Origin of the sequence: Photobacterium atrarenae (genome assembly GCF_024380015.1) — a bacterium.
Taxonomy (GTDB): domain Bacteria; phylum Pseudomonadota; class Gammaproteobacteria; order Enterobacterales; family Vibrionaceae; genus Photobacterium; species Photobacterium atrarenae.
Map to the genome: position 1 here is coordinate 608,055 of NZ_CP101509.1, position 23,411 is coordinate 631,465.

19 protein-coding genes are annotated in these 23,411 nt (G+C 51.3%); 7 read left to right on the forward strand and 12 right to left on the reverse strand.

Features of this window, described 5'->3' with window-relative positions; genetic code table 11:
• Positions 1-3: 3 nt before the first annotated feature.
• The 6 genes from NNL38_RS18905 to NNL38_RS18930 all read right to left on the reverse strand — a co-directional run bounded on the left by NNL38_RS18905 (position 4) and on the right by NNL38_RS18930 (position 9,337).
• Positions 4-2,238: a TonB-dependent receptor gene (locus NNL38_RS18905; protein ID WP_255391990.1), complete on the reverse strand. Its 2,235-nt coding sequence runs from the start codon at positions 2,236-2,238 to the stop codon at positions 4-6.
• 59 nt (positions 2,239-2,297) lie between these two features.
• Complete coding sequence (locus tag NNL38_RS18910; RefSeq protein ID WP_255391991.1) at positions 2,298-3,113, reverse strand: (2Fe-2S)-binding protein; 816 nt, start codon at positions 3,111-3,113, stop codon at positions 2,298-2,300.
• 181 nt (positions 3,114-3,294) lie between these two features.
• A complete protein-coding gene (fhuB, locus tag NNL38_RS18915) occupies positions 3,295-5,274 on the reverse strand; it encodes a Fe(3+)-hydroxamate ABC transporter permease FhuB (RefSeq protein ID WP_439651422.1) in 1,980 nt (659 codons plus the stop codon).
• A 17-nt stretch (positions 5,275-5,291) separates the two neighbouring features.
• The gene (locus NNL38_RS18920; protein WP_439651423.1) at positions 5,292-6,173 is read right to left on the reverse strand and encodes an ABC transporter substrate-binding protein; all 882 of its coding nucleotides are present in this window, start codon (positions 6,171-6,173) and stop codon (positions 5,292-5,294) included.
• 33 nt (positions 6,174-6,206) lie between these two features.
• The gene (locus NNL38_RS18925; RefSeq protein ID WP_255391993.1) at positions 6,207-6,974 is read right to left on the reverse strand and encodes an ABC transporter ATP-binding protein; all 768 of its coding nucleotides are present in this window, start codon (positions 6,972-6,974) and stop codon (positions 6,207-6,209) included.
• Between the two features lie 200 nt (positions 6,975-7,174).
• Positions 7,175-9,337 carry a PAS domain-containing sensor histidine kinase gene (locus NNL38_RS18930; RefSeq protein WP_255391994.1) on the reverse strand — a complete coding sequence of 721 codons (2,163 nt, stop codon included), beginning with the start codon at positions 9,335-9,337 and terminating at the stop codon, positions 7,175-7,177.
• Positions 9,338-9,502: 165 nt separating this feature from the next.
• Here NNL38_RS18930 and NNL38_RS18935 point away from each other — a divergent pair, with 165 nt between their 5' ends.
• The gene (locus tag NNL38_RS18935) at positions 9,503-10,051 is read left to right on the forward strand and encodes a DUF3016 domain-containing protein (protein WP_255391995.1); all 549 of its coding nucleotides are present in this window, start codon (positions 9,503-9,505) and stop codon (positions 10,049-10,051) included.
• Positions 10,052-10,165: 114 nt separating this feature from the next.
• Here NNL38_RS18935 and NNL38_RS18940 read toward each other — a convergent pair whose 3' ends face one another.
• The 5 genes from NNL38_RS18940 to NNL38_RS18960 form a co-directional block, all read right to left on the reverse strand.
• On the reverse strand, positions 10,166-11,041 hold the full coding sequence (locus tag NNL38_RS18940) for a 6-carboxytetrahydropterin synthase (RefSeq protein ID WP_255391996.1): 876 nt from the start codon (positions 11,039-11,041) through the stop codon (positions 10,166-10,168).
• A 134-nt stretch (positions 11,042-11,175) separates the two neighbouring features.
• The gene (locus tag NNL38_RS18945) at positions 11,176-11,844 is read right to left on the reverse strand and encodes an outer membrane protein (protein ID WP_255391997.1); all 669 of its coding nucleotides are present in this window, start codon (positions 11,842-11,844) and stop codon (positions 11,176-11,178) included.
• Between the two features lie 154 nt (positions 11,845-11,998).
• Entirely contained in the window at positions 11,999-12,376 is a 378-nt protein-coding gene (locus NNL38_RS18950) for a SpoIIAA family protein (protein WP_255391998.1), read from the reverse strand.
• Between the two features lie 307 nt (positions 12,377-12,683).
• The gene (locus NNL38_RS18955) at positions 12,684-14,216 is read right to left on the reverse strand and encodes a long-chain-fatty-acid--CoA ligase (RefSeq protein ID WP_255391999.1); all 1,533 of its coding nucleotides are present in this window, start codon (positions 14,214-14,216) and stop codon (positions 12,684-12,686) included.
• 211 nt (positions 14,217-14,427) lie between these two features.
• A complete protein-coding gene (locus tag NNL38_RS18960) occupies positions 14,428-15,387 on the reverse strand; it encodes a LysR family transcriptional regulator (RefSeq protein WP_255392000.1) in 960 nt (319 codons plus the stop codon).
• Positions 15,388-15,669: 282 nt separating this feature from the next.
• On the opposite strand from NNL38_RS18960, the gene NNL38_RS18965 reads away from it, so the two are divergent.
• The 3 genes from NNL38_RS18965 (at position 15,670) to NNL38_RS18975 (ending at position 19,633) form a co-directional block, all read left to right on the forward strand.
• On the forward strand, positions 15,670-17,511 hold the full coding sequence (locus tag NNL38_RS18965; RefSeq protein ID WP_255392001.1) for a 2-oxoacid:acceptor oxidoreductase subunit alpha: 1,842 nt from the start codon (positions 15,670-15,672) through the stop codon (positions 17,509-17,511).
• A complete protein-coding gene (locus tag NNL38_RS18970; RefSeq protein ID WP_255392002.1) occupies positions 17,498-18,499 on the forward strand; it encodes a 2-oxoacid:ferredoxin oxidoreductase subunit beta in 1,002 nt (333 codons plus the stop codon). The genes NNL38_RS18965 and NNL38_RS18970 overlap by 14 nt, the downstream gene beginning before the upstream one ends.
• A 144-nt stretch (positions 18,500-18,643) precedes the next feature.
• The gene (locus NNL38_RS18975) at positions 18,644-19,633 is read left to right on the forward strand and encodes a glutathione S-transferase family protein (protein WP_255392004.1); all 990 of its coding nucleotides are present in this window, start codon (positions 18,644-18,646) and stop codon (positions 19,631-19,633) included.
• 55 nt (positions 19,634-19,688) lie between these two features.
• Here NNL38_RS18975 and pdxR read toward each other — a convergent pair whose 3' ends face one another.
• Positions 19,689-21,131 carry a MocR-like pyridoxine biosynthesis transcription factor PdxR gene (gene pdxR, locus NNL38_RS18980; protein WP_255392005.1) on the reverse strand — a complete coding sequence of 481 codons (1,443 nt, stop codon included), beginning with the start codon at positions 21,129-21,131 and terminating at the stop codon, positions 19,689-19,691.
• Between the two features lie 46 nt (positions 21,132-21,177).
• On the opposite strand from pdxR, the gene NNL38_RS18985 reads away from it, so the two are divergent.
• From NNL38_RS18985 to NNL38_RS18995, 3 genes are all read left to right on the forward strand, one after another.
• Positions 21,178-21,816 carry an FMN-dependent NADH-azoreductase gene (locus NNL38_RS18985; protein WP_255392006.1) on the forward strand — a complete coding sequence of 213 codons (639 nt, stop codon included), beginning with the start codon at positions 21,178-21,180 and terminating at the stop codon, positions 21,814-21,816.
• Between the two features lie 236 nt (positions 21,817-22,052).
• On the forward strand, positions 22,053-22,490 hold the full coding sequence (locus NNL38_RS18990) for a carboxymuconolactone decarboxylase family protein (protein ID WP_255392007.1): 438 nt from the start codon (positions 22,053-22,055) through the stop codon (positions 22,488-22,490).
• Between the two features lie 133 nt (positions 22,491-22,623).
• On the forward strand, positions 22,624-23,325 hold the full coding sequence (locus NNL38_RS18995) for a DJ-1/PfpI family protein (RefSeq protein ID WP_255392008.1): 702 nt from the start codon (positions 22,624-22,626) through the stop codon (positions 23,323-23,325).
• The last annotated feature ends 86 nt before the right edge of the window (positions 23,326-23,411 follow it).

Sequence of the window (23,411 nt, forward strand, 5' to 3'; positions counted from 1 at the left end):
GACTTAGAACTGAACCTGGTAGTTCAAGGTATAAGTGCGGCCACGGCCTTTATAGTCGAAGACTTCTGCTGGCGCGTAGTAAGTGTACCAACCCCGCGCACGCTGTCCCCATACTGTGCTGTAGTCTTTATCCAGCAGGTTCTGGATACCAAAGCCCAGGCTGCCGATCGGCAGTTGCACTGTACCCACCAGATCGAACACGCTATAACCATCAATCTTGCCATCAGCATCATCGGTCAAATCAAACAACGTCTGGTTTTGCAGTTTCAGCGCATAATCGTTTTCATACCAACCCAACCAGGCCCCGGCTTTTGACGAACTGGCGTAGCGAATTGACATTTTCTCCCAGTCACCGTCGCTATTTTGTTGCTCTGATTTGACGATATGACCATTTACCCCGGCTTGGAGCTGATCACTCAGCCAGTAAGACGCCATGGCTTCGGCACCGTAAATACGTTTCTTGTCGTCAAGCACATTCACGTTCAGGGTTTTCTTATCGAACTTCACGGTTTTATCAGACTGAGAATAGTACAACGCGGCCTGCAAGCTCAGCGCATCATCCTGCATCCGGTAACCGATCTCATAGCTGTTGGTTTTGATCCCTTTCATTTTGGAATCATTCACGTTTACGCTCGCAGTCAGCGGATAATGGCCGCTCGCATCTGCCGCGCCATATGTGCCCGTGCCATAATACTTCGCCGGATCAGACAAATCGAAGCCCTGGGAGAAGTTCGCCCACACCTGACTTTGCGGAGTGAAGCGATAGATGGTGCCGAGGTTGAACAAGCCGATGTTATAGTCGGTTTCACCGCCCGGAACCGCGTCAGCCGAGCTGCCCTGGCCCAGCGCAATTTGTTGCTGGATACCGGCACTGACAAAATCATCGACCTTGTTATCCATATACTGATAACGATAGCCACCTTCGACCGTCCAGTCGTCCGTGATATCAAAGCCCGCCTGAACGAAACCAGCGACTGAGGATACTTCGGTTTCCGGGTAACGACCGATGGTTGCCATAGTCCGGTTGACCAGACCACCGCTGGCATAGCTGGTTTGTGGATCAAAGATCACCTGATTGCTCTCCAGCTTGTCGATGTAGCTATCGAGCCCGTAGGTCAGGGTCAGGCGGCCAAACGATTTCAGCAGTGCCGCACGGAAGCTCAGCACATCCGTGGTTTGCTCAGACGCTGCCAGATAGGTGCCGTAAATAAACGGAATGAAGGACAGCTCTTCGCTGCGGTAAGATGCCTGCATGATCAGCTCATGAGACAGGAACTCGGCGTCATGATAGCTGGCGTTCAGCATCACCCGCTCAGTCCCGCCCTGGCGGTCCGACTCAAATCCTTTACGGACATCAATCAGGCTGGTATCCGGATCATTACCGGTAATGTTTTTCGGCGCGCCGGCCAGATCTTCGCCAAAGTAAATGCCATACGGGCTGTCTTGCTGGCTACTGTAATACTGAGCCAGCAGATTAATGGTTTTTGTCTCCGATGGTGTAATCGTCAGGCTGCCCATCACATCCACCATTTCATTGTATTGCAGGGAGCCCTGGGTAATGTCCGGCACGACGATATCACCGTCAGCATCGTAATAACCGCGGGTTTCTCCGTAAACGACCGACGCACGGCCTTTGATCCGATCATCACCGCCACTGATCGACTGCGCCAGCTTGTAGTCAAAATCATCGCTGCTGTTCAGGCCCGAAGTGGTGCTGATATAACTTTCAAACTGCAGTTCACCGCTGTCCGCCTGCTTGGTAACGATGTTGATCACCCCACCGGTTGCACCCGCGCCGTAAATTGACGTCGCGCCGGACAGTACTTCAATCCGCGCAATATTGAACGGGTCGATCGAATCAAGCTGACGACTGATCGAACGTGAAGAGTTCAGAGAAACACCGTCAATCATCACCAGCATGGCGCGGCCACGCAAGTTCTGGCCGTAGTTAGTCCTTCCCTGGCTGCTGACATCCAGCGATGGTACCGCCGCAGCCAGGATCTCGCCCAGGTTTTTACCGCCGCGATACTCCTGCTCAATTTGCTGACCATCGACATACCAAACCGTTCCCGGAATATCACTGATCGCCTTTGCCGCCCGGCTGGCGACCACGACCATGGTTTCGTCAACGACCGTGGCTTCCTGAGCCACAGCCTGCAGGGAGTAGGCAGAACCGGAAAGTGCCATGGCGGCAAGAAGCGGCTTGACCACGAACGTCCTTGATTGCTTTGATTTCATTTTAATCACTTCTTTTCAGTCATTACATGAGTTAAGAGCCTGCAGGAAACCTGCATGTTTCAGGTCGTCAAATTCGCAACGACCAACTGCGTTTGTTCTGCTGCGCTGCGGCGATTACAGGTGCCGCACAGCTTGTTCTCCGCTCCGGGCAGGGTATATTTCAGGCAGCAGCTCCGCCGTCGGGGCACGCAAACATGGCGCTCCGCAACTTCCAGTGACAGCCATTCCAACCCAGATTGCAGTGACGGCGAAAGCTCGCTGAAAAAACGGCTGACATCCTGATGCACCGCCCGACCATCCACTTCGGGAAAACGGTTCAGCTGGCTCCAAGGCGAGGCAATGGCCAGCGCGCAATTGCCCCAGAACACCTGAGGTGCGACGCCGAATTGATGCCGAAACAAGGCAAAGAACCGCTGGGTTACGTGGTCCAGCCAGGAAAGAAAATCTTCTTGCTCCCCCGGACCCGATCCATTGTGCCAACCGACTTGCCAACATAGTGGATCAAACGCCACCGGACGGGCGGGAGACAATGGCGTATAGCCCGTCACCACAAAATGAGCGACCAACGGCGAGAGAAGGGTTGCCATCAGCCGTTTTTGCACCAGCGTGGCGGCCACTTTTCGCGTTGGGGCCTGTTCACGAACCTGGAACGCTTGAATTTGATCAGCAATCCAGTCGCCTGCCAGCAACGCTTCTAAGCTCAGGGAATCCGGACAATTGACCTCATCCCAAGTCCAGGCCGGATTAAGCTGCGCCATTTTGTCGTTCGTACTTTCAACCTGCATGAGCAGAGGTAACAAGTGTTCAAATCGAGACTGCATTTCACGCCCCTGATCGCCGCTGGTGTTGATAGCCACTTGATTATCAAGGGTCATCCCTTTTCAATTTAGCGGGAATGCTAATCAGTCTTATTTGCTAATGCAAATGATTTATAACCCTAATTACATCGCGCCATTGATGATTTCTTTGTACTGACTCAGCATCAAAAATAAAAAAGCCGACAAGATGCCGGCTTTTCATAACAATGAACAATTCTATTGCTTAATTTCGCAACCTTTACTTTCGAAGCAAATAGAGAAAATAACCGCCACCAATCACTGAGGCCAGCAATCCTGCCGGAAACTGCCAGGGAAACCAGACATTACGTCCGACCCAATCGGCCAGCATCATGATATTCCCGCCCAAGAGGCAGGCCACGACCAACTGCTGGCGGGCAGAATACTGTCCCAGAGAGCGAGCCATATGCGGTGCCAGCAAACCAACAAAGCTCAACGGACCGACAACAATCGTCGCCAATGCAGTCAGCATCGCCGCCAGTAGCATCAGGGCCTGGCGAACCCGCTGACAGCTGAGTCCAATCGAACCGGCAATCACCTCGCCCAGACTGATCACATCCAGCCAGCGCTGAAGCAGCAGCAACGCACCACCGATGACGACGACACCCGCGAGCATCAAAATCACATCCTGGCCAGCAACCAGATAGGTCGAACCGGACAGCCAGGTTAGCAAGGCTTTGAGATTCTCCTGCCCGGAAGACATGGCAATGCGGATCATGGCATCCAGTGCCGCACTAATTCCGATCCCGGTCAGCAACATCTGGGTCGGGGCAAAGCGATGACGCCGACCACTGAACCAAATCAGGCCCATCACAACCAGCGCGCCCGCAGTGCCCAGCGCCATCTGTTCGATCCGCTGTACAGTCCAGCCGGCCATCGCCCCCAGAACCAGGGCCAAAGCGGCTCCGGCGCTAATCCCCATGACTTCCGGACTGGCCATCGCGTTGCCGGTCACCCGCTGGATCACTGTCCCTGCCAGCGCCAGCCCCATGCCGGCCAGCAACGCCACCAGCACCCGTGGCAGACGCAAATCAAACAAGGTTTCAGAGACCGTCCACTGCCATCCAGCCTGGCTGTTTCCGGCGACCGTCGCCAGCAGCAGCACCCCAATCGTCATCACACTGAGTACCGTCAGCAGCATCCGGAACGAGCGCGGGTGATAATGGCGGATCGGCTCTTCCTCCGCTTTCAGACTGGAGACAAATGCCTGACGATGAAGTAGCCACAACAGAAACGGCGCCCCGATCAGGGCCGTCACCGCGCCAGTCGGCAACAGCTCACCGCCGACACCGGAGAGCGGCTGGATCACCAGATCTGCAATCAACAACAGCAACGCTCCCACGCCGCTGCTGAGCAGCAGCCGGCTCCACAAGTGCCGCGCCCCCAGCAACTTCGCCAAAGCCGGGGCGACCAACCCAACAAAGCCGATGATCCCCACCTGGCTGACAATCCCTGCGGTGATAAAGATCCCAAGGCCAAGACTGACCACCCGCAGGTGCGCCACTTTCACCCCCACAGAAGACGCCACTTCCTCGCCCAGTTGCAACACCGACAGCGGGCGCAGCAGGAGCACCAGGATCCCGGCCGGGAACAGCAGCAAGGGCAACAGCGCAGTCACCCCTTGCCAGTCATTCTGATTGAGCGCCCCGGCACCCCAGATAAACACACTGGTCAGTTGCTGCTCATGGATCAGCAGCAGCATCATATTCAGCGAGCCGAAGAACAGACTGACCACCATCCCGGCCAACACCATCTGTAGCGGCGCAAAGCCGCGTTTGGCCGTCAGCAGAAAAACCAGCAGGGTCGCCGCGACCCCACCGAGAAAGGCGAACCAATAGTGCCCGATCCCCAGTGATGCCGGGACAAACAACAGGCTGGCTGCCAGTCCCAATTCGGCGCCCGCCGCAACCCCGAGGGTGGTCGGCGATGCCAAGGGATTACGCAGCACATATTGCATCAGACAGCCGGCAACCGCCAGCCCGGCACCACACAGTAGCGCCATGACCAGTCTTGGCAGAAAGGTGAAATGAACAATGATCTGACGATAGTCGGTGACGTCCGGACTGAACATCGCACTGAGCCACTGTCCGGCATTGAGCGGATAAGGTGCGGCACGGTAGAACAAGATCCCCAGCAGCAGGAACATTCCACCGCTGATCCAGACGTATTGCAGCCCCGCTCCTCGTCTGCCCGAGGCCATTTCGATTCCCTGCATCATCAGCTCTGCTGTCCTGCCAGCAAGCGCTGCGTCACCTGTTCACTAAGCCGCTCCGCCGCCTTGAGGCCGCCAAACGACCAGATCGCCGGCAGCTCATAGACCCGCTTTTCTCGGCTGAAGGCCATTGCACGCCACAACGGCGTGTTGAACACGGTTTGCTGCACCTGCTCATCAAGCGGGCCAAAATACACCACGCTGGCTTGCTGCAGCGGCGCCAGCTTTTCCATCCCAGCAGACGAGAAGCCCCACAAATTGGTCTCATGCGCCCAGCCACTTTTGAGTCCCATCCGGGCCAGGGTGTTCTGCGCCAGAGAGCCTTCGCCATGAATACGCAAATGCTTATCGCCGATAAAACGGACAATCAGCAGCGGGTGCGAAGCCATACCGGCCGTTTTCAGGCGCTGGCCGTTTTGCGCCAGTCGCTCCCGTGTTGCGTCAATCACCTGCTCGGCTTTTGCTTCACGTTCAAACAGGACGCCCAGTTGGCGGGTGATCACTTCGGCTTGCTGGTACGGCGCTTTTTTCTCGGAATAGACTGAATAAACCAGGGTTGGTGCAATCGCCGACAGCTTCTCATACGCCGGCGCCAGGTGTTTACTCATCAGGATCACATCCGGTTTAAGCTGCGCCAGCAGCTCCAGATTCGGCTCCCGCCGCGAACCGACATCAACCACACCTTCCGGCAACACCGGCAGGCTCACCCACTCCTGGTAACCTGAAACATCGGCAATCGCCTGCGGCGCCACATCCAGGGTCAGCAGGGTTTCGGTCAGGACCCAATCCAGAGACACCACTTTTTTTGGGGGTGCTGAAAGTTCAGCAGTCCCCAATTCATGCTGATAAGTTTTCGCCGAAACCCCGGCACTAAGCATCAATAGCATTGCAAAAATCACACGCACGTTCTGTTTCCTTTCTTAGCGTACATAACTGATGGGCTGACCGGTTTCCGGATGGGTAAACAGCCCGAGCGGCACACCGTAAACTGACGCCAGTACCGACTCTTTCATCAAATCCTCCGGCGCACCGGATGCCAGCACAGCCCCCGAATGCATGGCGATCAGGTGATCGCTGAACCGCGCCGCCATATTGATATCGTGCAACACCATGATCACGGTCAGCCCGAGGCTCTGGTTCAGCTCACGGATCAGCGACAGCAACTCGTACTGGTGCGCGACATCCAGTGCCGAGGTCGGCTCATCGAGCAAAATGCATTGACTGCGCTGGGCCAGCAACATCGCCACCCAGGCACGCTGGCGCTCGCCGCCGGACAAGGTACTGACGAAACGGTTGGCAAATGCCACCAATCCCACCCGTTCAATGGCCTCATCGACCAGTTGCTCGTCTTCGGCCGAGTAGCGCCCCAGCGCGCCTTTCCAGGGATAGCGGCCAAAGCGCACCAGCTCACGTACCGTCACCCCGTCGGTCAACGGTGGGTGCTGCGGCAGATAGGCCACTTTCAAAGCAAAATCTCGGGCGCTCAGCGCTTCAACCGGCTGCGACTGAAGCAGCACCTGGCCCTGGCTAGCCGCCTGTTGGCGGCTAAGTAATTTAATCAATGTGGATTTCCCGCTGCCGTTGTGACCCAGCAGCGTCGTCACCTGCCCTTCAGCAAATGACAGGGACGTCGGGTGGAGAATGGTTCGCTCACCGGCCTGAAATGCGGCGTCGACTAAGGTAAACATCTTGGGTCTCTGTACTCCGTATCATCTCAAGGAGCCGGTTTCCCCTTAAGGGTGAACAACCTTGATATAAATAACAATAATTTGTATTTTCATTGTACAGAAATATCACTACCGGTGTCATTCCCTGGCTGACCAAGCTGAGATCTCCCCACCCTGGTAAACGCGTCAGCTGGTGAAGCGGCGGCTGCAACCGCAGCGATTCAGTCCAGCGGCCGTGCGGGCCCTGTCTCAGCTTCGACCAGCTGATCCACGGGAGCGCGCTCAAGATCTGCCGCTAAGGCCCGCTGCAGCACAACAGTAAACGTCATCCCGGGGCTCCGGGCACCCTGATCATCTATATTGTTTGCCGCAATAATGCTGCCCTGCATATCCCGCACACTGTTGGCGGTGATCGACAGCCCCAGCCCCAAGCCTTCGCCCATTTTCTTGCTGGTCTGAAACGGCTCAAAAATGCTGCCCAGCTTCGCCTCGCTGATCCCTGTGCCGTTATCCGTCACCTGAATCACAACCTGCTCGTCTTGCTCAGTCGCAGCGACCACCAGGCTCGGTGATGTCGTGCCTGTCATTGCATCCAATGCGTTGCTGATCAGATTCCCCAGCACCTGCATCAATCGCTGCGGCTCACCCAACACTGCAGGCAGCTGCGCCGGCACCCGGATCCGAACCTGAACATTTTCCAGCCGATGCTGATGGATCCGCAACACTTGCTGGAGCACATCAGGCAAAGATGTTGGCTGTAACTGCTCCGGACGATTGAAGGCAAAGGTTTTCAACTGACTGGTCATGCTGGCCATCCGATCGAGCAAGGTATTGACCAGCTTAGTATTGGCCATCAGCAACTGGGTCTCGCCGCGCTCGATCAGCAGTTCATTGCTGGACAACAGGGTTTTGAGTCCGGTCAACGGCTGGTTCAACTCATGGGTAATGGCACTCGACATTCGCCCCAGCGCCGCCATTTTACTACTTTGCACCAGCTCTGCCTGTGCCGCCTGCAGGGCCTCCGTGCGCTCCTGTACCCGTAGCTCCAGCGATTCATTGGCTGCCCGCAAGGCATTCTCAGCTTTTTTGCGCTTACTAATATCAATCACGGTGATCAGTGACTGTTTCTCGCCATACCAGGGCAGTGCGGAAAGCGAAAACAACACCGGAAAACGCGAGCCATCACTGCGCTGCGCCATCGCTTCTACCCCGGAGATCTCCCCCCATTCCTGCTGTTTGGTGAGATTTTTCAGCAACAACATCACGGTTGAATTGCCGGTGTGGGTTTCAAACAGCTGCCAGGCCACAATATGATGAATCATCGAAGGCGACAGGCTGAAATAGCGCATCGCGGTCGGGTTGATTTCACTGATCTTGCCCCGACTGTCGACCAGCATCAGCCCAACATGGGTTTTGCTGAACATCCGCCTCAGCCGGGCTTCGGATTCGGCCACCAGCTGCTGCAACTGCTGTTTAGAGCGCAGCTTCTGCCGCCGTTCAACGACGAACAACCCGAGGGCCAGCAAACTCAGCAGCACAATCGCCGCACTGGTGCCGACCCAGGCCACCGCTTTGTTCAATTCAGTAAGCGGGGTAAGGTAGTAAAGCTTCCAGCGCAGATCATCCAGCTCCACGGTTTGCACCAGATAGGGGGCTTGGCCGAGCTGCCAGGTCGCCAACTCAGTGCCGCTATAGAGCCGGATCGCCTGTATGGGATCGTTCGACCAGGACTTAGCCTGCTCGTTGAGCCATGCCGCGCTGAAACGATGGCTGCTGGAGAGGAAGAAAGTGTGGCCGGGATCGCTGATCAGCACCAGCTCATTTTCCGCCAGCCAGGACTCGGTCAGGGTACTGAGGCCCACTTTAACCACGGCAATTCCGATGATCCCTGCCGGTGTATACACCGGGGCGGCAAGAAAGTACCGGGCCTGCCCGTCCACCATCTTGCTGAGCGTCACCACATCGCCGCCCTGCTGGCGTAGCTTGTCGGCGATAAGCCGACCATCATCGGCAACCCAGTTGTCCGGCTGCTGACTGGCCGCAACCAACTCCCCTTGCGCGGTCAGGATATACCACCCCTTAGTGTTGGCGGCTTTATCCAGCTGCGCTAAATAGGGCTCAACCTGCGCCTGCACCTGCTGCTCGCCAGCCAACAAGCGCCGACTGTCCTGGTGCTCTGCTACCAGGTAAGGCAAATAGTGATAGCGCTGTAATGCCCGGCGGATATCACCGACGTAACTCAGCAGACGGTCTTCGCCTGCCGACTGCGCGGTTTCCAGCAACCATTGGCGACACAACTCCCGGGTCGCCTTAATACCGGCAGCCATCAACAGCACCACTGCCAGTGCCGCCAGCCACATTTTGATTCGACGAGACAACATCATTCCTTGATCGACAACTTTTCCTGCCCTCAGTGTGCTGGGCGCTTTTGATAAAGTCGAGTAAAGCAAGCCATAACAATAAGCTGCGTCACTGTCTGCATGCCGAGAAACGGCTTGGCAGGGATTTGATACACTTAACGATGAAACGAAACAGAAAATCATGTGACCTTGGCCCCGGCCAGCGCCATGCCCCATTCCATTCGGAGACCATCACGCATGAAACGCCTGAGTTGGTTGCTTCCCTGTTTACTTTGGCTGACCACGCCCACCTGGGCCGATGAACGACTCGTGAAACCTCCCGTTTCTGTCACCTGGATCAGCCCCGAAAAATATCGTGATATCCGCTCAGCCACGGGCGGTCAGAAAAGTTTCGAGAAAAAGGTATTTGAAGCCCTGACCTATTATTTTCAGGATGCAGCCGAACACTACCTCCAGAAAGGACAAACGCTTGAGATATCAGTGATTGATCTTGACCTTGCCGGTGATGTCCGGATCAACACCAGCGGGCAGCGCATACGCATCCTGACCAGTATTTCTTCGCCGGCAATCAGTCTGAACTATAAATTGCTGGAGGGAGAGACCATCGTTAAATCTGATAAGGTCTGGCTCACCGATCTTAATTATCAATCCAGCGCGGCCGGGCTGGGCCATCGTTCCCCGCTGGTGTATGAAAGAATCATGATCCAACGCTGGATCCAAAAAACATTCCACCAGTGATACAGAGCCCGCCGCAAAGCTCAGTCGTCCAGTCTCAGCCTTTAAATCGAAAAAAGCCGCAGACCATTTCTGCAACGGTCTGCGGCTCGGGAGTGATGACTGAAACGACTTCGCTTAACGCGTCGCCATCGCCCCTTTACCTACGCCTTCGTAAGCGATCACTTCCAAATTTTTGTCCGCAATCTGGGGCTTCACCTGCTCAGCAATATACTCAGCCAGTAGCTCAACAGTGGTATCTGTGTCCAAGACCTCGGTTTCAGCTTGAGCAATTGCCAGTTCAAACTCACCCTGCGGCGCGGTGTAGCGAAAGCCGTAGTGGGACTGCACGTTGGCAACATCAGCATGCTGGCTGAGGTTCAGCTCACTCAGATCAGCCAGATCTTCCCGGGTGCCCAGGTAGATATCCTGCCAACGCTGGGCCCATTGCTGCTCCAGTGCCGTATCCCGGTGACCGTCAACCAACAACTCAATTGGCGAACGGTGACCATGGGCAATCCGCTGACAGTTACCATCATGCTTTTTCAGGCCATGGCTGTAGTGGTAAAACGCGCCGTCAATGTTTTCGTGACGCAACTTCAGTTCCAGCCCCTGAACATTGTCCGGCAGGTTGCCCTTCAGGACCTGATACAAGTGACGGGTGACCGACTCAATCGTCACCGCCTCATCGTCAATGAAGCAATACGCCTGATCCGGACAGTGCAAGTGGATACTCTTCTCGTCACGGAGCAGATCCACCGTGCTATACCCGGGTTTGCTGGCGGCAGTCTGGATACGGGCGTTCTGAGTCGGCACAATCAGGCGGTGATCGACATATTCATCAACCAGGTGCTTGATCTGCTTTTTGACCCGACCGAAGTCGAGCACCATGCTCATCTCATTGAGCTCACCCGACATCACTACATCGAGAATCCAGCTCTCCCCGACCATTCCCCGCTGACCACACAGGTAAGAGGCATCAATCACGGTCAGATCTCTGACAAATAGCTTCAAACTGAAGTCCTTATTGATAATCGTTGTCATATAACCAGAGCGGCATTATACGCAGCTCAAGCCGGTAGTAAACCAAAGCCACCCGCATCCTCACGCAGGCAACCCACTCCGTCTGACAAACTGGATGCGACCGACTAGAAATAGTAACTGACCGCAGCATACATGGAAGAGACCCCATTTTGCTGCGATTCAAACTGAACCGGATTCCCGCTGCTATCCACACCGTCCCAGGTTTTGATATCAGCCGGCAAGCGGGAATGGCGCACACCAAGCTCCATCGCAAACTGATCCATCACAGCCCAGTTCACTCCGGCCTGAACCCCGAATACGGTTCCGCTGACATCAAATCCCCCCTGCAAATCAGATTCAGATTCCACCCAGGCATAACCAAAATGCAACCCAACAAAAGGCCGGATCTCCTCTCCGTTCCGAAACAGGTAATCGGCGCTGAGCAGATGCAGGTTCGCAACCGTTTCATAACTCAGGTTGTTGGTAAACTCGCTTTCCGATGTGTGGTGCTCATAACTGTAATACAGCCGACTCCGGCCATCCGGGGAAAAAATCCCGATATTCGCCCCACCGAATCCTTCGCTGCGGGTCGTGTCCGCTTCTTGCTTCTCCGTCGCACTCGTCAATCGTTGATCTGAATTGCTGATCTGACTTAAACCTGCTTTAAGACTCACAAAGTACTGAGAGTGCTGCTGCGTCGGGGCCAGCTCTGCGTTCTGAGCCGGCGTTTGCGCCCAGCCGACCAAGGGAAGCAGGGTCAATACACACCCCGCTGTTGCTGTCTTTTTATCCATGATAAACCTGTTCTGTCTCACTTCCGTGGCAACCTGTTGGTCGCAACCAAGCGCAAAAAATATGGCAGGCACCCGACCCGCCATATCCCAATGACTGAACATCTTAATTCATTCGCTATATCAATACTATAACCTCACAGAAGCGACGCTGGGATCAGGCTCGCAACCAGCCAAGCGCCTCCAGCGGATCCTCAAAATAGCGCACTTCACCGGCTACAAACCAGCTGCCAACCTTGGTCATGACTTCCTGCCACCGGCTGTTGCCGTAAAACGCCACTTTGTTGAACTTCTTGCCGTGTTTCAGCCCCAACTTGAGATCATCCCAGGCGGCCTGCAGCTGCCAGCCTTCAAACTCACTGCCGTCGACATAGACATTCACCACCGGGTTTTCAATCCCATCCAGGGCCTCATCAACCATCGGGGTGATTTTTTCATAATCGGCATGCGTCAGGGTTCCGATCGCTTTAAATTCCATGAAGACGATCCCGTCGACATGTTCAACATCCATAGACAGACCATGTAAGTTACTCATCACACCTCCTCAGGAACACCGGTTTCCGGCTGAAAGCAAGCCACATGGCATACTTTTCAGCACCTTCGCTGTGTCTTTTCAGTGTAATACGGATCAACTCACCATGACGGGAAGCTTGCTGAAGCAACCCAGCTTAGCGGCTCGCCCGGTTACCTGGCAGGCTTTCTCAACACGGCGGAAGCCGAAGCAGGCGTCGATACAGTCCGGTATCGAACATAAAAACAAAGCCTTCGGCAGATTATCAGCCGAAGGCTTCAGTCATATAGCAGTTGTGTTATTTCAGCAACCCGAAAGGTGACAACGTCACTTACAGTTCGGCCCTGAGCTCTTTTTTCAGAATTTTTCCGGTTGCGCTCATCGGCAGCTGCTGGCGAATCACCACACTGCGCGGGTATTTATAAGCGGCGAACTGCGCTTTGCCCCACGCCTGCAGCTCGGCTTCTGTGGCAAAGGCACCTTCTTTCAGCACCACATAAGCACGAATGTCCTCACCATACTCTCGATCCGGAATTCCAAGCACAGCCACCATAGACACCGCCGGGTGGGTCATAAAGACTTCTTCGATCTCGCGCGGATAGACATTAAATCCGCCGCGAATGATCATATCTTTCACCCGATCGACAATATACAAATTACCCTGCTCGTCATAGCGCCCGATGTCTCCGGTGAAGAACCAGCCATCACGCAGGGCGCGCTCACTTTCTTCCGGCCGGTTGAGATAACCTTTCATCACATTGTGGCCGCGGATCGCCAGCTCCCCGTCCTCACCGGTCGGAACCGGATTACCTTCGAGATCCATCAGACGAATTTCCACCCCCTGGATCGGCTGACCAATTGAGCCTGGGATCCGTTCGCGATCCAAGTGGTTGAAACACGCCACCGGCGAGGTTTCTGACAGCCCATACCCCTCGAGGATCGGCACCTGAAACTGACGCTCAAACACATGGATCACCTCCTTCGGCATGGATGAGCCACCACTGATCGCAATCCGCAGAGAGGAGACATCATGATCGGCAAAGGCGTGATTAAGTGCGATATACATGGTCGGCACACCAGCAAACACGGTGATCTGGTGCGCCTTGATCAGCTCAAGCACCGCCTGCGGCTCAAATCTCGGTACCAGAACCAGAGTCGAACCGGCCAGCACCGCAGCATTCATATTGACCGTCTGGCCGAAGGAATGGAATAGCGGCAAGGTAACCAGGTGGACGTCATCCCCCTGCGCCGCCATCAGATTTTCCGTTGCCAGTGCGTTGCACACCATGTTGCTTTGGGTCAGTTCGGCGCCTTTGGGCAAACCTGTAGTACCCGAGGTGTAGAGGATCACCGCAGTATCGTCCGCCGAGCGGGAACGGTAGTCAAACTCACCCGGCTGATCCTTGATAAAGGCCGAAAGCGTCGGTTGACCGTTGAACAACAACTGAGTTTGATCCGTGGTCATAACAATCATGTGCTGACAAGCTGCCACCTGCTCAAACGCCGCCACCCCGGCTTCGCCCATCGGCAGGGCATCGGTACCTTCAAAACAGAAATAAAACTTGGCTCCTGCATCTTCCAGATGAAATTTGATCTCCCGCTCTTTGAGCAAGACATTCAGCGGCACCACCACCGCCCCGGCTTTCTGAATTCCGTAATAAATGATGGGGAAAAACGGCAAATTCGGACAGCTCAGCGCAACCCGATCCCCGGGCTGGATCCCTTTGTTCACCAATCCATGGGCAACCTGGCTGGCCAGGGCATCAAACTGAGCATAAGTGATCTGGTTATCGCCGCAGATCAGGGCAGGTTTGTCCGGTTTACAACTGGCATTTCTTTGCAGTGCGGCAGCAAGATTCATCATAGGTGACTACCTTGTCATTGTTTGAATATCGTTGAAATACAGGCCAAATATCCGCGATATGCGACATACCCAATCAATAACTAATGAAGCCCGGCCGGGCTGTCAACGGGCACTGAGCCAGTTGTTAATAATTTGTGATCAATGTAACCGTCGGGGCTTGAATCGTGTGCGAATCTGTGATTTACGCTGATTCAGAGGTATAGCATCCACATCATAGACTTGAATGCTCCGAAGGTCGTGTCGCGCGACTTGTCATCCAACTGCTGTGAGCTGTTTCTCCCTGCTCCTCAAGCATCTGGACCAGATATTCAATAAACACTTTTACTTTCATCGGCATATAGTCCCGGCTGAGATAATATAAATATACCGCTTGATCGGGCGTGCGCTGCGGTGGTGAAATCAACGTTAGTTTACCTTCTTTTACGAAATCTCGAGCAAGATAGTGAGGCATCAATGCGATGCCGACCCCTTGGCTGGCCAGCTGTGCCAACGCATATCCGTTGTCGACAATGATTTGATAGTCGGGCTGAATCTCAGCCGCTTGAGCATTTTGGGGGTAGCTGATCCCAAGTATGCGTCCCGATTGTCTGAACCGGTACAGTATCCAGCGATGCTGATTGAGCTGCTCTGGGGAATTGGGCCTGCCGAACTGCGCCAGATAGGACGGACTCGCAAACATCCCCGTATCAATAGGGCAAAGTCGTCTTGCGATCAGACTGCTGTCATTCAATTTTCCGCTGCGCACCGCAATATCAATACCGCCTTCCACGATATCCGTATATTCATCTGAGAAGCTGAGATCGAGTTTGATGTCCGGATATCGCTGGCAAAACTCGGGGAGTAAAGGAACGACGTAATGTTGTCCGAATGAGAGGGGCAAACTCACCTTCAGCGTCCCTGTTGGTGCGATCGAACTTTGCGCCAATTGTGCTTCACCGTTTTTGAGCAGAGCAAGAACCTCACGCGCAGTTTGCAGGTAGTTGGCACCGGCCTCAGTCAATTGTAATTGACGTGTTGTCCTGTGTAACAGCCGCACACCCAGGCTTTTTTCCAGTCGAGTGATGGCTTTGCTGATCGTCGAGGGTGATTGACCTGACTGGTTGGCAACGGCAACAAAACTGCCATGCTCAACCAGTGAGACGAATAGCTGCAACAAATTTAATTTATCCATCGCAAACTCACATTAGTGAAATATTTTCAATAGTTACGTGACTCACAGAGTATTTTTGCACAGCCTGATCTTTTTTAATATAGCGCAGAGATATCGCACGACTTGCTCATTACGCCAGGTTGTTCAGTCGTACCTTAAAGTGTGACAAGCCCACACCAACAAATATAGTTATTTATTATCAGTACTTTATTGAGATTCTTCCAAAATATTGAAAGGAACATAAAGCAAACTGATTCAATCAAACAAGCGCACCAAAGTACCTACCCGTACTCGGAGGTTTTCATGACATTAATTCAACTTGAGCGTGAAGTGATCTGCTTTGCCGGTGACTCAGGAGACGGAATTCAGTTACTCGGTGCTCGGTTCTCACATCACGCCGCGACATTGGGAAACGACGTGATGACGCTACCTGATTATCCGGCAGAGATCAGAGCGCCTGCTGGCACAACTTCAGGGGTTTCCGCCTTCCAGCTACAGTTTTCTTCAACTGACATCTATACAGCAGGTGACGAATTTTCAGTATTGATCGCTATGAATGCAGCGGCACTGAAAAGCAAGATCACCGACTTGGTGCCCGGTGGTTTAATCCTGGCGGATGAAGAAGGGTTCAGTAAAAAGAACATTGCGCAAGCCGGCTATAGCGATAACCCTTTGGATGATGGCAGCCTGGCTGACCATCGTATCATTGTCGATAATTTTACCCGTTTAACGGTTCAGTCACTTCAAGAACTGAATTTACCGTCTAAACAAATCAAGCGATGCAAAAACTTTTTTGTACTCGGTATCGTCTTGTGGATCTACAACCGCCCACTGGCCCCGACTGTCAAATGGCTGCAAGAGCAGTTTTCGGACCACCATCAGGTAATGGAAGCCAATATTCTGGCATTAAATGCAGGCTTCAATTATGCCGAGACGACAGAAATATTTGGTGAAAGTTTTTCTGTGGAAGCGGTACCCGAGAAAAGCGGACTGTATCGTACGATTTCGGGAAATGAGGCATTATCACTGGGCTTTATTTGCGCGGCAGAAAAATTGCAGCGCCCTTTATTTCTAGGCTCTTACCCCATTACGCCTGCATCGGATATTTTGCATACCTTATCAAATTATCAGAATTTTGGTGTCAAAACCTTTCAGGCTGAAGATGAGATAGCGGCTGCCTGTGCTGCGCTTGGGGCTTCTTATGCTGGGGCTCTGGGCATTACGTCCACTTCCGGTCCCGGACTTTGTTTAAAAACAGAGGCACTCAACTTGGCTGTGATGACAGAGCTGCCTCTGGTGGTGATTAATGTGCAACGGGGCGGTCCGTCGACCGGGTTACCTACGAAAACGGAGCAGTCCGATCTTATGTTTGCCATGTATGGTCGCAACGGCGATTCTCCTTTGCCCGTTTTAGCTGCGGCTTCACCGGCGGACTGCTTTCACATGGCGCTGGAAGCCAGCCGGATTGCGACAACTTTCATGACCCCAGTGATATTGCTCAGCGATGGTTACTTAGCCAATGGTTCTGAATCCTGGCTTGTCCCCGATCCTGAGGAGATTACATTGGAAGTGGTGAAACCAAACCAGGATATTGAGCCATTTTATCCTTACCAACGCGATCCTGTGACCCGAAGCCGCCCTTGGGTCACACCAGGCACCAAAGGGAAAATGCACCGTATCGGCGGGCTGGAAAAGCAATCCGTGACAGGAGAGCCTTCGCACGATCCCGACAATCATCAGCGTATGACGCAAGAACGTGCCGAAAAAATTGCCGGGATCAGTGCATTTATTCCCGAACAGCCATTCACAGGGAGTACTGACGATCATCTGCTCATCCTGAGCTGGGGCAGCACGCATGGTGCTGTCACGGCGGCGGTCAAACAGCTTCGGGAGCAAGGTATGGCGATCGCTCACGCCCATTTACGTTACCTGAATCCGTTTCCTGTCAATTTAGCCACGATCATTGCCGGGTTTGAGCATGTCCTGGTGTTTGAACTCAATGATCAGCAGCTGGTGAAGCTGATCCAGGCTGAATTTGCCATCCAGGCCCAGAGTATCACTCAGGTGACCGGGCTGCCGTTTAAAGTCAGAGATATTGTGAAGTCGGTGATTGATTATTCCGAGGAGCTCAATGATGGGCATTGAAGTACTGAACAGAAAAGATTTTGTCTCTGCAACGCAGATTAAATGGTGTCGCGGTTGCGGCGATTTTAATGTACTGAAAACAATGCAAGCTGTGCTTGCAAAAACGGGGCGAACGCGTGAAAACAGTGTCTTTATTTCAGGCATCGGTTGTTCATCCCGTTTTCCCTATTATCTGAACACTTATGGTTTTCACACAATTCATGGCCGGGCCCCGGCGATTGCCACGGGCGTGAAAGCGGTCAATCCGGATCTGGATGTGTGGGTGATCACCGGTGACGGCGATGCGCTCAGTATTGGGGGAAATCATTTTATCCATGCAATCCGGCGCAATCAGGATATTAAAATCCTGTTGTTCAACAATGCCGTTTACGGCCTGACCAAAGGCCAGTTTTCTCCAACGAGTTCACAAGGGGCTGTCTCGAAGTCCAGCCCGTTGGGCTCTCCTGATCGAGCATTAAGGCCATTGGCACTGGCGGCCTCAGCAGATGCAACCTTTATTGCTCGGACATCAGACAACGACCCTGTCCATATGGCCATGGTGTTAGAAGCGGCAGCGAACCATCAGGGAACAGCTGTTGTTGAGATATTGCAAAATTGTGTGATTTTCAATGATCAGGTCCACGAGCCATACAATGGACCGAAAAGCCGTGATGAACACTTACTTTACCTAAAACATGATAAGCCACTGCTATTTGGTAAAGATCAATCCAATGCATTGGTGAGTGATGGCTTTGGTTTCAAGGTCGCAAAGGCAAATGACGCTTGTTGTCTGGTTCATCGTCCAACAGAAGAGAGCGCTGCTTATGCATTTGCGTTAGCCAGCCTGAGCTACCCGGAGTTTCCTGTACCGGTTGGTATTTTTCGTCAGATTCATCGGCCTACCTTTGATCATGTCTTAACCGAACAGCAAAGCGTCGCAGTTCAAAAGAATGGTCCTGGTGATTTAAAAGCACTGTTACAGAAAAATAGTTATCAGCGGTTGATTTAATCGCATCCAGAAAAAGCAACCGTTGAAAATTCGTTTGTCAACAGGCCATGATCGACTCCCCTGAACCTGTTGCTTTGGGACTTCTGATTTGACGGATAAAAACGGAAATTAAAAACAGGCAGTAAAATGAAAAGCAACACAATAATGAATGAAGATATGACACCAACGCCATTACCAGAGGGCACTGTCGTACTCCATGATAGCAACAAGCTATTTTTGGGTGAGATGACTTCTACGTATAGTGAAAGATTAAAACCTCAACGACATCCAACGCTGGAAATCAATCTCGTTGACCCGTATTCCGGAAAAGCTTTCCGCCTGAAAGGCGCAGCTGAATGCCTTGAGATGAACTCAGCAGCGGTTGGCGAACTCAGTCGGAAAGCATCTCAGCATTACAAGCAGTTTTTTAACCGAGAGTCAGCGAGCCATGATTCGGCAGATTTCGAGTTCATCGGATCCAAGCTGTGTCCATTCGCTCAGCGTGCCGTGATTATCTTACTGCATAAGCAAGTGGACTTTCGTATCCGCTACGTCGATCTGTCAGATCCGCCCGATTGGTTCTTGGCTCTTTCTCCCAACAAAAAAGTGCCGCTATTAATCGTCAATAATCGTGACGTGATTTTCGAGTCAGCAGTGATTAATGAGCTCATCGATGAACTGACACCGAATCGCCTGCAACCGAGCGATCCGATTCAAAATGCACGGAATCGAAGTTGGATTGAATTCAGCTCGGCATGTTTTATGGACACACTACACATGACCACAGCGGAAACTGAGGCATCATTTTTCGAGGCAGCCCGAAAAAATATGTCTAAACTCGAACAAGTCGAAAAGATACTTGGAGACGGGCCGTACTTTAATGGTGCAGCGTTTTCTCTGGTAGACGCTGCTTTTGCACCTCTTTTCATGCGCTTACAATTTATCGATCAATATCGGCCGGTGTTCAAAAAAACAGCATTACCTAAAGTTACACGGTGGGTTGATCAATTACTGGCATGTGCGGCTGTTACCCATTCGGTCGTCCCTGAGTTTCAGGAGCTCTACGAAGCGCTGATCTGGAAGCGACAAGGCTATTTATCACATTATCTTGCAAATATTGATCAACGTCCGTGCACTCAACCTTCACTTTATTAGCTTGTTGAGTCTCTATTTACCGGGCTCCGCTCTAGGGCGAGCCCATCTTTTGAGCTTACAAGAACTCTTTTAGCCGGTAAATTAATGCTTGGCATTCCTCTTCTGTTCGAATATTCGTGAAACCTAGAATGAGGCTTGGATGGGTCGACTTTGATGACCATTGTGATAGAGCTTGGGAAAATAATCCTGCTTTCATCATCTGATGTGATACCTCAATATCATCACGCTTTGGGTCATTTAACTTTGCAATCATGTGCATTCCCCCTGGTTGCGGCTCGATCATGAGTTTGTCGCCTAAAATTTGTGTAAACAACCTGGCAGCTAATTCTCGGCGCTCTCGATACAGTTTCCTCATCCGTTGAATATGGCGAGGAAAGTGGCCTTCTTGCATAAAAGCGAGAATGCAGCTCTGTGTGAAAGTCGAAACGTTTCCGGCAAACAACTCAGAGCATTGCTCAAATAGGCAGACTTGGCTTTCGGGAACCACGATGTATGCAACTCTTAAACCTGGGAAGAGCACTTTGCTGAAGGTACCTAAATAAATGACCCTGTCTTGAGTATCCAGGCTCTTTAAAGCGGGCAGAGGTAGACCAGTGTGGCGGTATTCTCCATCATAATCATCTTCTAAAATCCAGCCTTGATTATTCACGGCCCAGTCCAATAACATCTGCCGTCGTTGAAGCGTCAGTGATACACAGGTTGGACTTTGATGTGCAGGCGTGACGATAAGTGCTTTCACTTCGCTGTTGGCCGGTAGATTTACTCCGTCTTGATCAACGGGAACAGGGACGGGGTGGTATCCACTGTTTTCTAATATCTGTCGTGTTAATGGGTAACCTGGGTCTTCAACACCAATATGAGATGGCGCCTTGAGCAACACGTTGGTAATCCATTGAATTGAGTTGACATAGCCCGATGTAATAAATACCTGAGCTGGGTGACATTGAACACCACGATAAAGTTGCAGATACTGGGAAATTGCCACTCTTAATTCGGGGAGGCCATATGCAGAAGGATAGGCGAGATTGCTTATGCGTGTATTTCTTGCACACCTTGCTGTCATTCTCGACCAAGTTTTAATTGGAAAAGCATCTAAAGCAGGAATACCTAGCTGGAACGGTAAAACATCAGGGCGGTGAATTTCTGTATTAGCCTGGGGGGGACGAACAGGCGCCTGAGCCATTTTCCTTTTTATTGGCGCTAAAAGGCGATGACTGACCACAGTTCCTGCCTGTCCCTTCGCTTCGATGTAACCTTCAGCTTTGAGTAACGCATAGCCTTCTTCTACTGTTCCTCGCGCTACTCCCATTTCTTTTGCAAGTGCGCGAGCTGAAGGGATCCGCTCTCCTGGTTTTAATAGCCCTTGTAGAATCGCAGCGTGAATACGTTGATACACACGCCTATATGCAAGCTGTTTGATATTTTGCTTTTTCATTTTATGGTCCATAAAAATTGAGAATTTATGGTCCTTATCGGGAGCCATAATTCTTTGTACCATATCAACCTAAATGATGGTATCTATCCTGAAGCTTCTGGAGAAACAGATGAATATTTTATTGATTAACAGCAGCCCGAAGCGACATCAGTCCTGCACGTATATTTTGGCTCAAACGATAATCCAGCAACTATCGAAACAGAGTACTGTTGAAGTGATCGAAACTGATGCGACAAAATTACCTCATCTTGATTCTGATTATTCCACAACGCTCTGTTCACCCGGAGTGATGTGTGATGAATCAGTTGGTAGTTTGTCATTGTCAAATCAATTGATTTCCGATCTGGATAAAGCTGATTTAGTGATCATCGCTTCTCCAATGCATAACTTTTCTTTACCTTCTGGTCTTAAAAGCTGGGTGGATCATGTGGTTAGAGCAGGACGTACATTTAAAATTACGTCTACAGGAAAGCAAGGTTTGCTAAATGACAAACCTGTTTATGTCCTTGTTTCGTCTGGCGGAAGTTTTTCTGGAAAAGATGCTTACCAACCTGACTTCTTTACTCCATATATGACGGAAGTCATGGCTACAGTAGGATTGAATAATATCCAGTTCTTTACAATTGAAGGTACTGCCGCAAACCCTGAAGCTGTGCGGGAACAAATTGAAGCAAGACAGAATCAAGTGAAATATCATCTGGAAAATGTCTTGATATCGCAAAAACGTACAGTTGATGCATCCTATTAAATCGACTAGTTTCATCATGACGAATCGCTTTAAAGAACGTTTAACAAATAAACCAGTATGGCATGAGTTTCTGTAGGTATGTCAAGAGAGGTAGAGCTAGGACGGATTCTTACGGCAGGCTGTACGGAATATAGCTTTAGAGTTAAACCATAACTCATCGAAAAATAATGACTTCAGGCCAAATTTCCTATGACGTCAATATATTTTATTTAATAACCACGCAAAGAGGTTTCATCATGGACAAGAGAATTAGTATCAGTCAACTGGAGCCTGACGCTTATAAATCGATGTTCGGACTCGAAAAGTATCTAAACAATACAAATCTAGAGAAAAGCCTAAAAGAATTAATAAAAATCAGAGCATCGCAAATAAATGGCTGTGCGTACTGCATTCAAATTCATACAGAAGAAGCAATGAAACACGGAGAAACAGAGCAAAGGATCTTTGCTTTATCCGCCTGGAAAGAGTCACCTTTGTTCAATGATCAAGAGCGAGCGGTGTTGCAACTTACAGAAAAAGTAACACTAATCGCTGAAGGCGGCTTACCAAAAGAATGTTATGACGCGGCCCTATCCACTCTTGGAGAGCAAGTATTGGCACAAGCAATTATGCAAATAGTTACAATAAATGCGTGGAATAGGATAGCAGTCGCCACCCATATGGTTCATGAGTAATGTCAATGAAAATGGTGTCAAAAAGCACACTAATAGGGGCAGAGTAGGTAGCGACGTCAGTACTAAGTATAGATCGTTATCCTATCAATTCCGATATTAGCTAAGGAGCTAAGCTCCGTCACAGGACAATCAAATGCTAGATAGAACTCATATAGGTAAAATTATATTATTGGTTGTTGTTTCACTGTATTCAGCAACTTCATTTGCCGCAGATAAAAAGATTGGAATATTGGTTTACGACAATGTATTAAGTAGTGATGTAACAGCACCAGCAGAGGTATTTGGCGTTGCTACACGAAAGTCGTGGTTTACGGATTATGAAGTATTATTAGTCGGGGTTGATCGAGATGTACCAGTTATCACTACTGAGGAAGGAATTCGCTTAACGGTTGACAAAACGATTTATGACAACCCTCAATTGGATGCACTAATCGTGACTAGTTCGTATGCTATGGATGTGCTTTTTGAAAACAATGATCTTACGAATTTTTTGCAATCGCAAGCACAAACCGCCTCGTGGCTGGCAAGCAATTGTTCTGGAGCATTCTTGTACGCTCATGCAGGTTTACTTGATGGTTATAGAGCGACAACATGGGCAGGTGGTGAAAAGCAATTACAACGCGAATTTCCTAAAATCAATGTAATTGAGGATCGCAACGTGGTTGTAGATCGCAACAGAATTTCCAGCAATGGTGGCGTCCCGTCTTACCAAAGCGCATTAGTCTTACTTGCTCAAATGAGTAGCGTGAGTAATGCCAAAGAGGTCTTTGAAACTATTCAACTAAATCGTCTTATCCCTTGGTCCGATGTAACGCAGTATTTGCCTAAAGAGTGATCAACATATTTCATTCAAAGAGATGGTTTCAGTTTTCGTAGCAGAAGATCGAGCTTCTAATCTAATTTGCTCCTGAAACCTCTCTT

Coding starts and splice junctions, on each gene's coding strand:
- NNL38_RS18905 (WP_255391990.1), bottom strand. CDS start 2,238: ATGAAATCAAAGCAATCAAGGACGTTCGTGGTCAAGCCGCTTCTTGCC.
- NNL38_RS18910 (WP_255391991.1), bottom strand. CDS start 3,113: ATGACCCTTGATAATCAAGTGGCTATCAACACCAGCGGCGATCAGGGG.
- fhuB (WP_439651422.1), bottom strand. CDS start 5,274: ATGGCCTCGGGCAGACGAGGAGCGGGGCTGCAATACGTCTGGATCAGC.
- NNL38_RS18920 (WP_439651423.1), bottom strand. CDS start 6,173: ATGCTATTGATGCTTAGTGCCGGGGTTTCGGCGAAAACTTATCAGCAT.
- NNL38_RS18925 (WP_255391993.1), bottom strand. CDS start 6,974: ATGTTTACCTTAGTCGACGCCGCATTTCAGGCCGGTGAGCGAACCATT.
- NNL38_RS18930 (WP_255391994.1), bottom strand. CDS start 9,337: ATGATGTTGTCTCGTCGAATCAAAATGTGGCTGGCGGCACTGGCAGTG.
- NNL38_RS18945 (WP_255391997.1), bottom strand. CDS start 11,844: ATGGATAAAAAGACAGCAACAGCGGGGTGTGTATTGACCCTGCTTCCC.
- NNL38_RS18950 (WP_255391998.1), bottom strand. CDS start 12,376: ATGAGTAACTTACATGGTCTGTCTATGGATGTTGAACATGTCGACGGG.
- NNL38_RS18955 (WP_255391999.1), bottom strand. CDS start 14,216: ATGATGAATCTTGCTGCCGCACTGCAAAGAAATGCCAGTTGTAAACCG.
- NNL38_RS18960 (WP_255392000.1), bottom strand. CDS start 15,387: ATGGATAAATTAAATTTGTTGCAGCTATTCGTCTCACTGGTTGAGCAT.
- NNL38_RS18965 (WP_255392001.1), top strand. CDS start 15,670: ATGACATTAATTCAACTTGAGCGTGAAGTGATCTGCTTTGCCGGTGAC.
- NNL38_RS18970 (WP_255392002.1), top strand. CDS start 17,498: ATGATGGGCATTGAAGTACTGAACAGAAAAGATTTTGTCTCTGCAACG.
- NNL38_RS18975 (WP_255392004.1), top strand. CDS start 18,644: ATGAATGAAGATATGACACCAACGCCATTACCAGAGGGCACTGTCGTA.
- pdxR (WP_255392005.1), bottom strand. CDS start 21,131: ATGGTACAAAGAATTATGGCTCCCGATAAGGACCATAAATTCTCAATT.
- NNL38_RS18985 (WP_255392006.1), top strand. CDS start 21,178: ATGAATATTTTATTGATTAACAGCAGCCCGAAGCGACATCAGTCCTGC.
- NNL38_RS18990 (WP_255392007.1), top strand. CDS start 22,053: ATGGACAAGAGAATTAGTATCAGTCAACTGGAGCCTGACGCTTATAAA.
- NNL38_RS18995 (WP_255392008.1), top strand. CDS start 22,624: ATGCTAGATAGAACTCATATAGGTAAAATTATATTATTGGTTGTTGTT.